Source organism: Agromyces sp. NPDC058126 (assembly GCF_042884595.1).
GTDB lineage: Bacteria > Actinomycetota > Actinomycetes > Actinomycetales > Microbacteriaceae > Agromyces.
Map to the genome: position 1 here is coordinate 260,405 of NZ_JBHVTS010000002.1, position 12,734 is coordinate 273,138.

Annotated in this window: 13 protein-coding genes; 6 read left to right on the plus strand and 7 right to left on the minus strand. The window is 74.5% G+C overall.

Annotated features, from left to right (window positions below):
* Positions 1 to 47: 47 nt before the first annotated feature.
* Positions 48 to 449 (minus strand): hypothetical protein, encoded by a 402-nt coding sequence (locus ACFVTR_RS06440; protein WP_387035727.1) that lies wholly within the window; start codon positions 447 to 449, stop codon positions 48 to 50.
* 1 nt (position 450) lies between these two features.
* Entirely contained in the window at positions 451 to 828 is a 378-nt protein-coding gene (locus tag ACFVTR_RS06445) for a hypothetical protein (protein ID WP_387035729.1), read from the minus strand.
* A 257-nt stretch (positions 829 to 1,085) separates the two neighbouring features.
* On the opposite strand from ACFVTR_RS06445, the gene ACFVTR_RS06450 reads away from it, so the two are divergent.
* Entirely contained in the window at positions 1,086 to 3,758 is a 2,673-nt protein-coding gene (locus ACFVTR_RS06450) for a LuxR C-terminal-related transcriptional regulator (protein WP_387035731.1), read from the plus strand.
* A 29-nt stretch (positions 3,759 to 3,787) separates the two neighbouring features.
* Here the strand turns inward: ACFVTR_RS06450 and ACFVTR_RS06455 are convergent, their stop codons facing one another.
* A complete protein-coding gene (locus tag ACFVTR_RS06455; protein ID WP_376944255.1) occupies positions 3,788 to 4,144 on the minus strand; it encodes a group 1 truncated hemoglobin in 357 nt (118 codons plus the stop codon).
* Between the two features lie 121 nt (positions 4,145 to 4,265).
* Here ACFVTR_RS06455 and ACFVTR_RS06460 point away from each other — a divergent pair, with 121 nt between their 5' ends.
* Entirely contained in the window at positions 4,266 to 5,033 is a 768-nt protein-coding gene (locus tag ACFVTR_RS06460) for a spermidine synthase (protein WP_387035733.1), read from the plus strand.
* A 77-nt stretch (positions 5,034 to 5,110) separates the two neighbouring features.
* Entirely contained in the window at positions 5,111 to 5,983 is an 873-nt protein-coding gene (locus ACFVTR_RS06465; protein ID WP_387035735.1) for a spermidine synthase, read from the plus strand.
* A gap of 31 nt (positions 5,984 to 6,014) precedes the next feature.
* Here ACFVTR_RS06465 and ACFVTR_RS06470 read toward each other — a convergent pair whose 3' ends face one another.
* The 4 genes from ACFVTR_RS06470 to ACFVTR_RS06485 form a co-directional block, all read right to left on the minus strand.
* Positions 6,015 to 7,688 (minus strand): glycoside hydrolase family 10 protein, encoded by a 1,674-nt coding sequence (locus tag ACFVTR_RS06470; protein WP_387035738.1) that lies wholly within the window; start codon positions 7,686 to 7,688, stop codon positions 6,015 to 6,017.
* A 78-nt stretch (positions 7,689 to 7,766) separates the two neighbouring features.
* The gene (locus ACFVTR_RS06475; protein WP_387035740.1) at positions 7,767 to 8,633 is read right to left on the minus strand and encodes a biotin-dependent carboxyltransferase family protein; all 867 of its coding nucleotides are present in this window, start codon (positions 8,631 to 8,633) and stop codon (positions 7,767 to 7,769) included.
* A gap of 31 nt (positions 8,634 to 8,664) precedes the next feature.
* A complete protein-coding gene (locus tag ACFVTR_RS06480) occupies positions 8,665 to 9,291 on the minus strand; it encodes an allophanate hydrolase subunit 1 (RefSeq protein WP_387035742.1) in 627 nt (208 codons plus the stop codon).
* Positions 9,288 to 10,049: a LamB/YcsF family protein gene (locus tag ACFVTR_RS06485; RefSeq protein ID WP_387035744.1), complete on the minus strand. Its 762-nt coding sequence runs from the start codon at positions 10,047 to 10,049 to the stop codon at positions 9,288 to 9,290. The genes ACFVTR_RS06480 and ACFVTR_RS06485 overlap by 4 nt, the downstream gene beginning before the upstream one ends.
* A gap of 47 nt (positions 10,050 to 10,096) precedes the next feature.
* Between ACFVTR_RS06485 and ACFVTR_RS06490 the strand changes: the two genes are divergently transcribed.
* The 3 genes from ACFVTR_RS06490 to ACFVTR_RS06500 all read left to right on the plus strand — a co-directional run bounded on the left by ACFVTR_RS06490 (position 10,097) and on the right by ACFVTR_RS06500 (position 12,705).
* On the plus strand, positions 10,097 to 11,335 hold the full coding sequence (locus tag ACFVTR_RS06490; protein ID WP_387035746.1) for a PQQ-dependent sugar dehydrogenase: 1,239 nt from the start codon (positions 10,097 to 10,099) through the stop codon (positions 11,333 to 11,335).
* 93 nt (positions 11,336 to 11,428) lie between these two features.
* Positions 11,429 to 11,926 carry a SprT-like domain-containing protein gene (locus tag ACFVTR_RS06495; protein ID WP_376944239.1) on the plus strand — a complete coding sequence of 166 codons (498 nt, stop codon included), beginning with the start codon at positions 11,429 to 11,431 and terminating at the stop codon, positions 11,924 to 11,926.
* A 26-nt stretch (positions 11,927 to 11,952) separates the two neighbouring features.
* Positions 11,953 to 12,705, plus strand: coding sequence for a CGNR zinc finger domain-containing protein (locus tag ACFVTR_RS06500; RefSeq protein WP_387035748.1), 753 nt, complete (start codon positions 11,953 to 11,955; stop codon positions 12,703 to 12,705).
* Positions 12,706 to 12,734 lie beyond the last annotated feature (29 nt).

Sequence of the window (12,734 nt, forward strand, 5' to 3'; positions counted from 1 at the left end):
CTCGCTTCTCTGCTGGGTCGGTCTGGAGTCGGTTCGGCGGAAGCGGGTCAGGCCCACTCGATCCGCAGGGTGTCGGCGCGGCCCGGCAGGAGGCTGACGTCGAGGGTCGCGCCGGGCACCGCTCGAGCGAGGTGCAGCGGCGCGAGCTGCTCGGTCCGCGCGACGGGCATCGGCACGCCGCCCGGCATCCGCACGTGCAGCTCGAGCTCGACGACCGCGTTCATTCCGAACATGATCGGCAGTTGCCGGGCGCCGAGCACCGTCGCGGTCGTGCGCAGCCGCTGCGCCTCGAGGTGGGGTTCGGCGGGGGCGGGCGTCGTCGCGGCCATGATGCGGCTCGCCTGCTCCATCGAGGCGCTGGCCTGCGCCATCGTGGCGCCGACATCCATGCGCTGCTGCGCCTCGTATCCCTGGCGGGTCAGCGTTGCGAGGTCCTTGAGGAATCCCACGTCACACCGCCGAGTAGATCTCGTTGAATCGACGCCCGACCCCGCGGTCGGCCTGGATGCGGGCGCCCCATCCGGCGGCGGCGGCCTCCCACGAGGGGCCGTCGACGCCGAACATGGCGGCGACGGTCGGCAGCATGGCCGCGTCGTAGCCGTAGGCGGCGATGCCCTTGGAGATGCGGGCGTAACGCTCGAGGTCGACGCCGGCGATCGGCTCGAGGGCGCCGGGTGCCGCCTCGGCGGTCATCGCGTACGCGGCCTGCGCGTTCATCTGCTGCTGGTACTGCGCGGACTGCGCCTGCAGGGTGTTCGCCTGGTCGATGAGGCCGGGGGCCGCCTCGACCATCTTCGCCATGTCGCCGAACTGCTTGAAGAGGTTCATGATCGTGTCCTTGTCGTGGTGATGCTCGGTGTCCGTGGGCCGTGCGGCCCGATGACCAGAGGTTCCCGCGGCCGGGGTTCGCGCCGGATGGGCAGCGTCTGCTCAACCGGCCTCCGGGCATTACTCACGACCTGCCCGGATTGCTCAGCACCACCTCCGGATTGCTCAGCGACACCCCCCGATGCGGGGTACTGCGCCGGTACGCGTGCGAGCCGTACAGTGAATCGACCGACCCACCGACGACGCGAGAGGCGGCGATGGCCCCGACCGATCCCGCTTCCGCGCCCGAAGCCGAACCGACGCTCGACCGGCCCTGGCCGCTCGTCGGTCGGGAACCCCAGGTCGCTCGCGCGACGGGGGCGCTCGGCTCGGGCGAGGCGCGCTCGGTCTTCCTCTACGGCCCGTCGGGCATCGGCAAGAGCCGCATCCAGTCGGAGGTGGGCGACCGCCTGGCCGAGGCCGGATGGCTCGTGCTCACCGCGAGCGGCAACCCGGCACTGTCGTCGGTGCCCTTCGCGACGGTCGCACCGGCACTCGCGCGCGGCGTCGAGAACCCGACGCTGCCCGCGACGACCGACCCGCTGGCGCTGTTCAGCGCGACGAACGCGACGATCGCCGAGCTCGCCGCCGGTCGGCCGGTGATCCTGGCCGTCGACGACCTCTCGGCGGCCGACACCGTCTCGGTCGCGCTCATCGCCCAGCTCGTCGCCGCGGGGGCGATCTCGCTCATCGCGACCCTGCCCGAGGGCGAGCCGATGCCGGAGGGCACCCTCCCGGTGGCGGCCTCGCCCGATTCGCTGCGCGTCGACGTCGCCTCCCTCGACCTCGACGAGGTGAGCGAACTGCTCGCGCTCGCGCTCGATGCCCCGATCGCGCATCGCGACGCGGTCGAGCTGCACCGCGCCTCGCACGGCAACCCGCTCTTCCTCCGCGAACTGGCGATCGGCGCGGTCGAGGCGGGCACCCTCGCCCACACGGGCGGGCTCTGGCAGCTCCACGGCGACCCGGTCGGCACCCCGGCGCTCCGCGACCTGATCCGCGCACGCCTGCGCAACCTCGGCGTCGAGGAGCGCGACGCCGTCGAGCGCCTCGCCCTCTGCGAACCGCTCGGCATCGACGAGTTCGTGCGGCCCGGCGCCCCGGAGGCGCTCGCCGAGCTCGAACTGCGCGGCATGGTGCGGGTCGACGAGTCGGGCCACGGTATCGCGATCACCCTCGCGCACCCGCAGTACGCCGGCGCCGTGCGCGAGTCGCTCCCCCGCATCCGGGCGATCTCGCTGCTCGCCGAGCAGGCCGACGTCGTCGCGAACGGCCCGATGACGGTGGTCGACGAGCTCCGCATCGCGATGTGGCGGCTCGACGCCGGCCGCCCCTCCGACCCCGAGCTGCTGATCCGCTCGGCCGACCTCGCGCGACGCGCGCACGACCATCGCACCGCCGAACGGCTCGCGTCCGCCGCGATCGGCGCGGGCGCGACGGATGCCTCGGCGCACCTCATGCACGGAGAGCTGCTGTGGTCGCTCGGCCGCGGCGCCGAGGCGCTCGCCGCGCTGGCGAACGCCGAGACCGCCGCCCGTGCGACCGAGCATCCCGGGGCGGCGCTCGCGGCGATCGCGACGAAGCGGGCCGAGATCTACGGCGGCGACCCGCTCGGCAGCGAACGGGGCATCCGCCTGCTCGAGGAGATCGGGCGGGCGCTGCCCGAGCAGCTGCCCATGCTGCTCATCAGCAAGGCGACCCTCGTGCTGCACCTGCTGCGGGCCGAGGAGGCGCTCGCGCTCGTCGACGAGGCCGACGGCCGCCTCGGCGACAGCCCGGTCGAGCGTGCGATCGTCTCACTCGCCCGCGCCATGCCGCTCTCGCAGATGCAGCGCTCGGCCGAGGCGCTCGCGGAGGCGGAGGCCGCCGTCGCCTACGCCTCCGACGAGGACGCCCACATCCCGAAGCGTCGAGCGCAGGTGCCCTACGCCTATGCCCTCATCGAGAGCGACCGCTACGACGACGCCCGCCGCACCACGATCGAGATGCTGCACGACGCGATCCGCAACGACGACGAGCTGACGGCCCGCCACGCCGAGTTCCTCATGGGCCGCCAGTTCTGGGCGGCGGGCCGGCTCGACACGGCCGCGCGCTGGTTCCGCGACAGCCTGAGCGGTGCCGAGCTGCGGGGGCCGGCTTCGCTGCGCGGCCCCTCCCTCGGGTTCCTCACCGTGATCGCGTGCATGCAGGGCGACCTCGAACGGGCCAGGGAGCTGCGCGGGCGCTTCGAGGCCGGCTACGACCGCGAGGACACGCTCACGGCGCTCTCCGACGCCTGGCTCGCCCGCACCGAGGGCGACGCCGACGCGGCGGCGAGGATCCTGCTCACCCGGGTCGACCAGGTGCTGCCGCTCGGCGCGTTCCACGTGGCCGCGTCGTTCCTCCACACGCTCGCCCGCATGGGTCCGCGGACCCGCGTCGCCGAGGCGGCCGAGCGGCTCGCCGCCCTCGCGCAGCGGACGGGCGCGCCCGAGATCGCCCTCCGCAGCCGGCACGCGCGTGCCGAGGCCTCCGCCGATGCCGCGATGCTGCGCAGTGTCGGCGAGGAGTGGGAGCGGCTCGGGGGTCTCCTGTTCGCCGCCGAGTCGTTCGCCTCGGCCGGGCAGGCCGCCCGCGCCGGCGGGCGCGGGCGCGAGGCATCCGCCGATCTGCAGCGGGCCGCGGCGCTCGCGGCCGCCTGCGAAGGCGCACGCACGCCGCTGCTCTGCTTCACCGACGGCACCGAGCCGCTCACCCCGCGCGAGCGCGAGATCGCCTCGCTCGCCGCGCAGGGGCTGAGCTCGAATGAGATCGCGCAGCGGCTGTTCCTGTCGCCGCGCACGGTGAACAACCACCTGCAGTCGACGTACACGAAGCTCGGCATCCGGGGACGGCGCGAACTGCAACCCTGACGAGCGCCCCTGCGAGCGGCCCAGGCGAGCTAGGCGCCGACGATGTCGCCGCGCATGCCCTCGAGACGCTCGCCGACGGTGTTCACGGCCTCCTTGGCGACGCCGAGGTCGGCGAGCGCGGTCATCAACGCGGAGACCACCCGGTCGAAGGCGTCGTCGGTGATCTCCATGCCGCGGTGCGCCTCGGGGATCGGACGCCCGGTGAAGACCTGCGGTCCACCGAAGGCTGCGGCGAGGAACGCGCGCTGGTGGGCCTTCAGCCGATCGGTGTCGATGCCCTCGAACCAGGGCGCGAGCTCGGGATCGGCGACGATGCGGTGGTACATGACCGTCACCGCGGTGCGCACCCCGTCACCGCCCCCGAGCTCGTCGTAGATCGCGTGCATCCGGCCTCCTTCGGCGTCGAACCCCAGCATGGGCCATCCGGCGGCGGCCGCGCCTGAGCAATCGTTGCTCATTCCGCTCCACCGGCTCGGACTCCCGCCGCTCGCATGGGACGATGCTTCCGTGGCGCCGACACCCCCGCGCATCGAGTTCGAGACCGACATCTTCTCGTCGACGGGTCTCACGCTGCTCGTCGACGGAACGGCGCAGTCCCACGTCGACGCCGCCGATCCGACGCACCTCTTCTTCGAGTACGTGCGACGCATCGGGCATGTGATCGACGCGATGGGCATGCCGGGCGAGCCGCTCCGTGCACTGCACCTGGGCGGCGGCGCCATGACGCTGCCGCGCTACCTCGCCGCGACCCGCCCCGACTCGGTGCAGCACGTGGTCGACCTCGACGGCGAACTCATCGACCATGTGCTCGCCCGCCTGCCGCTGCCCGCCGGCGCTCGCATCGCCGTGCAGATCGGCGACGCGGCATCCGTCATCGCCGAGCTCGGCGCCGCGCCGCCCTTCGATCTCGTCATCGTCGACCTCTACGACCACCTGCAGGCGCCCGATTTCGTCGAGACGCGCGAGTTCATGGGCGGATGCCTCGGGCTGCTCTCGACCCGGGGGCTCCTCGTCGTGAACGTGGCCGATGCAGCGGGCCTCGCCCGGTTGCGGGCGCAGGCGCGGGCGGTCGCGCGAGCGGCACCGTCGGCCGAACTGCTCGTCACGGGCGACGCCGCGGTGCTGGCGGGCACGGAGGAGGGCAACACCGTGCTCGTCGCCGCCCCCGCGGGGCTCCCCGACGGACTCGTCGAGCGCCTGGCCGCGCACGGGCCGCACCCGGCCGCGGTGCTCACGGGCGAGCGGCTCGACTTCGTGCTGTGGGGCGCCTGCTGAACCACGCCCCGTGCGTCGGCCTCCGGCGGGCACCGCGCTCCCAGCCGGCGCTGCGCGACGAGCGGTAGCGTGGGCTCGTGCCCTCCCCCGACGACTCGCTCCAACGCCGCCTCGCCGTGAGCGGACACCTCGCGCACCTCGAGGAGTCGCGGCAGACGCCGGGTTCGTGGACCCTGTACGTCGACGGCACCCCCCAGTCGCACGTCGAGCTCGAGCGGCCCGACTGGCTCGGCTTCGAGTACGTGCGCCGCATCGGGCACGCGGCCGACCTCGTGCGACCCGAGGGCGAGGCGATCACCGCCGTGCACCTCGGCGGCGGGGCGCTGACCCTGCCGCGTTACGTCATCGCGACCCGGCCCGGCTCGCGCCAGCAGGTCGTCGAACTCGAGTCGGAGCTCGTCGACCTCGTGCGCGAGCACCTGCCGCTCCCCCGCGGCGCGCAACTCCGTGTCCGGCACGGCGATGCCCGCGAGGTCCTCGCGAAGCTCCCCGGCGGGCTCGACGGCGCCGTCGACCTCGCGATCGTCGACATCTTCTCGGGCGCCCGCACGCCCGCGCACGTCACGAGCGTCGAGTTCTACGGGCTCATCGCCCCACGACTCGCCCCCGGGGGCATCGTCGCCGTGAACGTCGCCGACGGCGCCGGCCTCGCCTTCGCCCGCTCGCAGGCGGCGACCCTCGCGCACGTCTTCCCCCACGTGGCGATCGCCGCCGACGCGAGCATGCTGAAGGGCCGCCGCTTCGGCAACGTCGTCATGTACGCCTCGAACGCGCCGCTGCCGTTCGACGAGATGCCCCGCCGGCTCGCGAGCGACCCGGCCCCGGCGAAGCTCGTCGACGGCGACGAGCTCCGCCGCTTCATCGCCGGTGCGCCGATCGTGACCGACGCCACGGCGGTGCCGTCACCGCCGCCCGCCCGATCGATCTTCCTCGCGAAGCCGGGGCGGTGACCCCGGCGCGCACCCGACCGCGCGGCCCGGCTCAGCCGATCGTGCGCACCCGACTCGGCGCGCTCTCGTTCCAGACCCGGTCGAGCGCCGTCACCGCGTACGAGTACGAGCGGCCCGCCTCCGCCGAGGCGTCGGTGAATCGCTGCACCACGCCCGCACCCGCGCGAACGGTCGCGAGGAGCGCCGTGGCATCCTCGACGTCGATCGCCCCGTCGCCCTCGATGCGGTAGACGGCGAAGGAGGTGGCCCGCCTCGTCGGCGGCGCCGCATCCTGCCACTGCAGCACGACGCCCGCGTCGCCGCGCACCGGCGGCGTGAGCACCGGGGCGCGCACCGCCGTGGCGGGCAGCCACTCCATGGCCGGAACGATCGCCGGGTGCGCGTAGTGGTCGGCCAACACCCGTGACATCGAGCCCTGCGGATCGGCGGGCACGTGCTTCGCGGAGAAGTACACGTTGCCGTGCACGGGCGTGCCCGACGCGTCGATCCCGCGGTCCATCGTCAGGTGGTTCGAGAGCTCGGCCGGGTCGGTGAAGGCGCCCGAGGTCACCTTGTAGAGCGCCTCGCCGATGTAGAGGTGCGTGCCCGAGGTCGCGGCGACGTCGGCCCACCAGGGTGCGAGCTTCGCGTAGTCGGCGACGGCGAGTCCGATCTGCCAGTAGATCTGCGGGTTGATGTAGTCGAGCCAGCCCTCGAGCACCCACTTGCGGGTGTCGGCGAACTGCAGGTCGTACGACTGCGAGCCGCCGGTCTCCGAGCCGAGCGGATCGGTCGTGCGGTTGCGCCAGATGCCGAAGGGGCTGATGCCGAACTTCACCCAGGGCTTCAGCGCCTTGATGCGCTCGGAGATCGAGCTCACGAAGGTGTCGACGTTGTGACGACGCCAGTCGGCGACGTCGTCGAAGCCGGCGCCGTGCGCGGCGAAGGTCGCGGCGTCCGGGATGGTCTGCCCCGCCACCGGGTACGGGTAGAAGTAGTCGTCGAAGTGCACGCCGTCGAGGTCGTAGTGCTCGACCGAGTGCAGGATGACCCGCTGGATGTGCTCCTGCACCTCGGGCAGCCCCGGGTCGAAGTAGAGCTTGCCGCCGTACGCCCACACCCACTCGGGGTGCACGCGCGCCGGGTGCTCGGGCACGAGCTTCGCCGGGTCGGCCTGCATCGAGACGCGGTACGGGTTGTACCAGGCGTGCAGCTCGAGGTTGCGGGCGTGCGCCTCCTCGACGATGAAGGCGAGCGGGTCGTAGCCCGGGTCCTGCCCCTGCACGCCCGTGAGGTACTGCGACCACGGCTCGAGCGGGCTCGGCCAGAACGCGTCGGCGGTGGGCCGCACCTGCACGAAGACGGCGTTGAGGTTGAACTGCTCGGCGACGTCGAGCCAGTGCAGGAACTCGGCGCGCTGCTCGTCGGCGGTGAGGCCGGTGCGGCTGGGCCAGTCGATGTTGACGACCGAGGAGATCCACATGGCGCGGAGTTCGCGCTTGCGCGGGCCGGTGATCGCGGCGCCGGCGGTGCCCGCCGCCGCGCCCGCGGCGAACGCCGGGGTCGGGGCGAGGCTGCCGACCGTCACGGTGAGGGCGGAGGCGGCGACCCCCGCGACGGCAAGGGTGAGGAAGCCGCGCCGGTGGAGGCCCGCCGAGGAGTCGGCGGGAGGCTCGGCGCCTCCGGGGTGCGTCGCGTGGTCGTCGCGCGTGTCGTCGAGGGGCATCATCGGACCTCCGAGTCGTAGGGTTTTGGAAGATACTTCCATACCCGCTCGAAGTTGTGAAGAGTAATTTCCAGACGATCAGGCGTGCCGGAACCGGACCTCCTGGCCCGGCCGCAATTGCGCCACCGCGTCGAGCGAGGAGGCCGCGACGATCGCGATCACCGGGTACCCGCCGGTCACCGGTCGATCCGCGAGCAGGATCGTCGGCCGCCCGTCGCCCGCCACCTGCACCGATCCGGGCACCGTCGCCTCGCTCGCGAGCTCGCCCGACGCGCGCCGCTCGAGCACCGGGCCGAGCAGCCGCGCGCCGATGCGATCCGCCTGCTCCGAGAGCCGCCACGGCGCGTCGAAGAGCGTCGCCCGGGCCTCCTCGGTGAACCAGTCGGCGCGCGGGCCCGGGCGCAGGGCCAGGGTCACCGCGCCGTCGGGCGGTGCGAAGGCGGCCTCCTGGTCGATGAGCGGCACGGATGCCCCGGGCTCGGCGCCGATCGCGAGCGCCCTGCCCGGCCCGAGCGGTTCGGGGCCGAGGCCCGCGAGCGTGTCGCGCGAGCGAGAGCCGAGCACCGGCGTCTCGTCGACCCCGCCGCGCACCGCGAGCGAGTAGCGGAGCCCGCGGGCGGCGGGCCCGAGCTCGAGCACCCCGCCGTCGGTCGCGCGCACGGCCGTGTACGGCGCCACGGGACGCCCGTCGAGGACGACCGGGCCCCAGGCGCCCGTCACCGCGAACCAGCACGCCCCGCCGGTGAACCGCGCCCGGAACCCGCCGACGAGCACCTCCACGAGGGCGGCGCCGTCGGGGTTGCCCACGAGCCGGTTCGCGAGCCGGGCGGCGCCGCGGTCGAGTGCGCCCGAGCCCGTCACCCCGAGATGGGCGTATCCCGGCCGGCCGAGGTCCTCGACGAGTGCGAGCGGGCCGGGCGCCTCGACGACGAGCGCGCGGGTCATCCGCTCGCCCGATCGACGACGAGCGCGCGGGTCATCCGCTCGCCCGTTCGAAGCGCACCCGTCGACCGGGCGCGAGCAGGGCGGGCTCAGCCCGCCCGGCGTCCCAGAGCACGGCGTCGGTGCGGCCGATGAGGCGCCAGCCGCCGGGGCTCTGCCGCGGGTAGACGCCGGCGAAGGCTCCGGCGAGCGCGACGGATCCCGCGGGCACCCGGGGCCGCGGGGCGCCGAGGCGCGGCACCTCGAACGCCCAGTCGTCGCTCACGAGGTAGCCGAACCCGGGTGCGAAGCCGCCGAACGCGACCCGCCACGACGCGGCGAGATGGCGGGCGACGAGGGCCTCGGGCGAGACCTGCAGCAGCGCCGCCGTCTCGTCGAGGTCGTCGCCGTCGTAGACCACCCGGATCACCGCCTCGTCGAGCGCGCGGGCGGTCGCCGCCGCCCCGTCGACCCGGATGCGCCGCAGCCACGTCTCGAGCGATTCGAGCGGGAGCACCGCCGGATCGACGGCGACGAGCACCGTGCGTGCGGCCGGCACGAGTTCGACCACGCCGGGCCGGCGTTCGACCGCGAGCGCGTCGTGCAGCGCCAGCACCTCGTCGAGGTCGTCGCACTCGACGAGGAGCGCGGACTCGCCGCTCGGCAGCAGGCGCCGGGTCACGCGAACGCCTCGATGCGGTGCCCCGAGCCCTCGAGCGCGGCGCGCACGGCGCGGGCGATCGCCACTGCGCCGGGGGTGTCGCCGTGCAGGCAGAGCGAGTCGGGGGCGAGTTCGAGCCGGCTGCCGTCGTCGGCGGTGATGCCGCCCGTCTCGACGAGTTCGAGCGCGCGGTCGGCGGCCGCGGCGGGGTCGTCGACGATCGCGCCCGGCTCGCCGCGCGGGCTCAGCGAGCCGTCGGCGGTGTAACCGCGATCGACGAACGCCTCCCGGGCGAAGACGATGCCGGCGGCCTCGGCGGCGGACTCGATCTCGCTCGCGCGCGGGCCGAGCAGGGCGAGCGTCGGGTCGGCGGCCGCGATCGCCTCGGCGACGGCGCGCGCCGCCGCTCGGTCGACGGCGAGGCGGTGGTAGAGCGCCCCGTGGGCCTTGACGTAGCGCACCCGCGTGCCCGCGAGGCGGGCGAGGGCGTCGAGCGAACCGAGCTGCGCCACGACCTCGGCCGCGATCTCGCCCGGGGCGACGTCGAGCGCCCGCCGGCCGAAGCCGACGAGGTCGCGATAGCCGGGGTGCGCGCCGAGCGCGACGCCGTGGCGAACCGCGCGGCGGGCGCTCTCGAGCATCGTGACGGGGTCGCCGGCGTGGAACCCGCAGGCGACGTTCGCGCTCGACACCAGGCCGAACATCGCCTCGTCGTCGCCGACGCGCCAGGCGCCGAACGACTCGCCGAGGTCGCTGTTGAGGTCGATCGCGGGCCGCATCCTCCCATTCTGCCGCCGCGACGCGCAGACTGGGGAGGGGAGGCGGCATGCGACGCGCGCGCGGCGACAGGGCGGTGGATGCCTCGCGCCCGCCCCGTGCGCCCGCCCGGCGGCCGATCGGGAGCGCGCTCGGCGCCGCGTGCTCCGTGCTCGTCGTCGCGGCGCTCTTCGGTTGCACGGCTGCGCCGCCGGTGCCGACGCCCTCCCGCACGCCGACGCCTGCGCCTTCGGCGACCGCGACGCCGCCCCCGAGTGCGACCCCCGCACCCCCGCCCGAGGTGCTGCAGCCGTCGGGCCCGGTATCGGTCGTCGCCGAGGGGCTCGACGCACCGTGGTCGATCCTCGTGCTGCCGGGCGGCGGCACCCTCGTCTCGCAGCGCGACCGCGGCGACATCGTCGAGGTGCTGCCCGACGGCGGCCTCCGGGTCGTCACCGCCGTTCCCGGCGTCGCCGCCGGGGGCGAGGGCGGGCTGATGGGACTCGCGCTCCTGCCGGGCGACGCCGACCGTCCGCCGTACGTGTACGCGTGCTTCACCGCCGCGAACGACAACCGGATCGTACGGATGCCCCTGGGCGGCGCGCGGGGCAGGCTCTCCCTCGGCGCGCCCGAGGAGGTGCTCACCGGCATCCCCAAGGCCGGCAACCACAACGGCGGGCGTCTCGCGTTCGGCCCCGACGGCATGCTCTACGCGACCGCCGGCGACGCCGGCAACCGCGACGCCGCGCAGGACCCCGACTCGCTCTCGGGCAAGATCCTGCGGATGACGCCCGACGGCGACCCCGCCCCGGGCAATCCGTTCGGCAACTACACCTGGTCGTTCGGGCACCGCAATCCGCAGGGTCTCGCCTGGGATGCCTCGGGCCGCATGTGGGCCGCGGAGTTCGGTCAGAACACGTGGGACGAGCTCAACCGCATCGACCGCGGCGCGAACTACGGCTGGCCGGTCGTCGAGGGCGCCGCGGGCGATCCGCGCTTCACCGACCCCGTGCAGCAGTGGGCCACGGGCGACGCGAGCCCGAGCGGGCTCGCCGTGATCGGCGACACGCTCTTCCTCGCGGCGCTCCGAGGCGAACGGGTGTGGACGATCGCGCCCGCGATCGGCTCGGGCGCCGGGGCCTCGCTCGTCGCGACGCCCTGGTTCGCGGGCGAGTTCGGCCGGATCCGCGATGTCGCCGCGGCCCCCGACGGCGGGCTCTGGTTCATCGGCAACAACACCGACGGGCGGGGTTCACCGCGCGAGGGCGACGACCGGCTGTTCGCCGTCGGGCTCGCCCCGGCCGGTTGAGCCCGCCGTCGCGCCCGGCCCGTCGCTCGTATGGCCCCGTTCGGGGGTACCGAGCCCCTCCCCTGAGGGGGCGGGCGGGGTTATTCTCATCCCATGGCGGATCTCGATCGAGTGCGGCGCTGGGCGGAGGCGCTCATCGTGCTGCATCTCGACCCGGCCGTGTGGAGCTTCGAGTTCGACAACGCCAAGAAGCGCGCGGGCCTCTGCAACTACACGGCCAAGCGCATCTCGGTGTCGCGCTACCTCGCGGCCCGCTACGACGACGACGAGATCCACCAGATCCTGCTGCACGAGGTCGCGCACGCGATCGCGGGCCCCCGCGCGGCGCACGGGCCGAAGTGGGCCGCCGTCGGCGCGGAGCTCGGCTACGTCGGACGACGCACACATGACGGCGAGGTGGCCCACGAGCTCGCGCCCTGGGTCGGCCGCTGCCCCGCCGGACACGAGCACTTCCGATACCGGCAGCCGACCCGCCCGCTGAGCTGCGGTCTCTGCCGTCGGGGCTTCGATCGGGCCAATCTCATCGTCTGGCACCACCGCGAGATCACGCCCGCGGTGCGCCGCAGGGCGGCGAGCGCGGCCGTCGGCTGACCCTCCGATACCACTACGCTGGACGGATGCCCGTCTCCACCGTCTCGATCCCCATCGGGCAGTGGCTCATTCCCGCCGAGGGCGTCCGCTGGTGGTTCGACTCAGGCTCGTTCGCGCTCGATTTCGCGACGACCGGGTCGATCGGGGGCACCGCGGCCGGAGCCGGCGTCGAACGCCTCCACTCCCCCGACGACCTCACCGCGTGGCTGCGCGAGCGATTCCCCGTGCCCGTCGGCGTCGCACGGTCCCGCGACCTGTTCGACGCCGTCGCGCTCCGCGACGCGATCGCGCGCATGGCCCTCGCCGCCAGCCGCCGCGAGGCGCCGCGTTCCGGCGACGTCGACCTCGTGAATCTCTACGCGGCGACGCCCGACGTGCCGCCGTCGCTCGCCGGGGGCTCCCGCCAGGCCGGCCGCTCGGTGCACACCGTGCCGCAGGCGCTGTCGACGATCGCCCGCGACGCGGTCGACCTGTTCGCCCCCGCGAACCTCGAGCGCATCCGCGAGTGCTCGGGCGACGACTGCGACATCGTGTACCTCGACACCTCGCGCGCGGCGACCCGCCGCTGGTGCTCCATGCAGCGCTGCGGCAACCGCGCCAAGGTGCGGGCGCACCGCGCCCGCAAGAGCAGCCGGTCGCGGGCGTCGAACGAACTCGCCGAGCCCCTCTTCGACGAGCCCCTGCTCGCAGAGCCCGCACCCGCGACGCCCGAACCCCTGGCATCCGCGCCCGCCGCGACCGTCGCGACCGAGTCGGCAGAACCCGAACGCGCGGCCTGACGGGCTCGCCGCCCTGAGCCCGGCGGGTC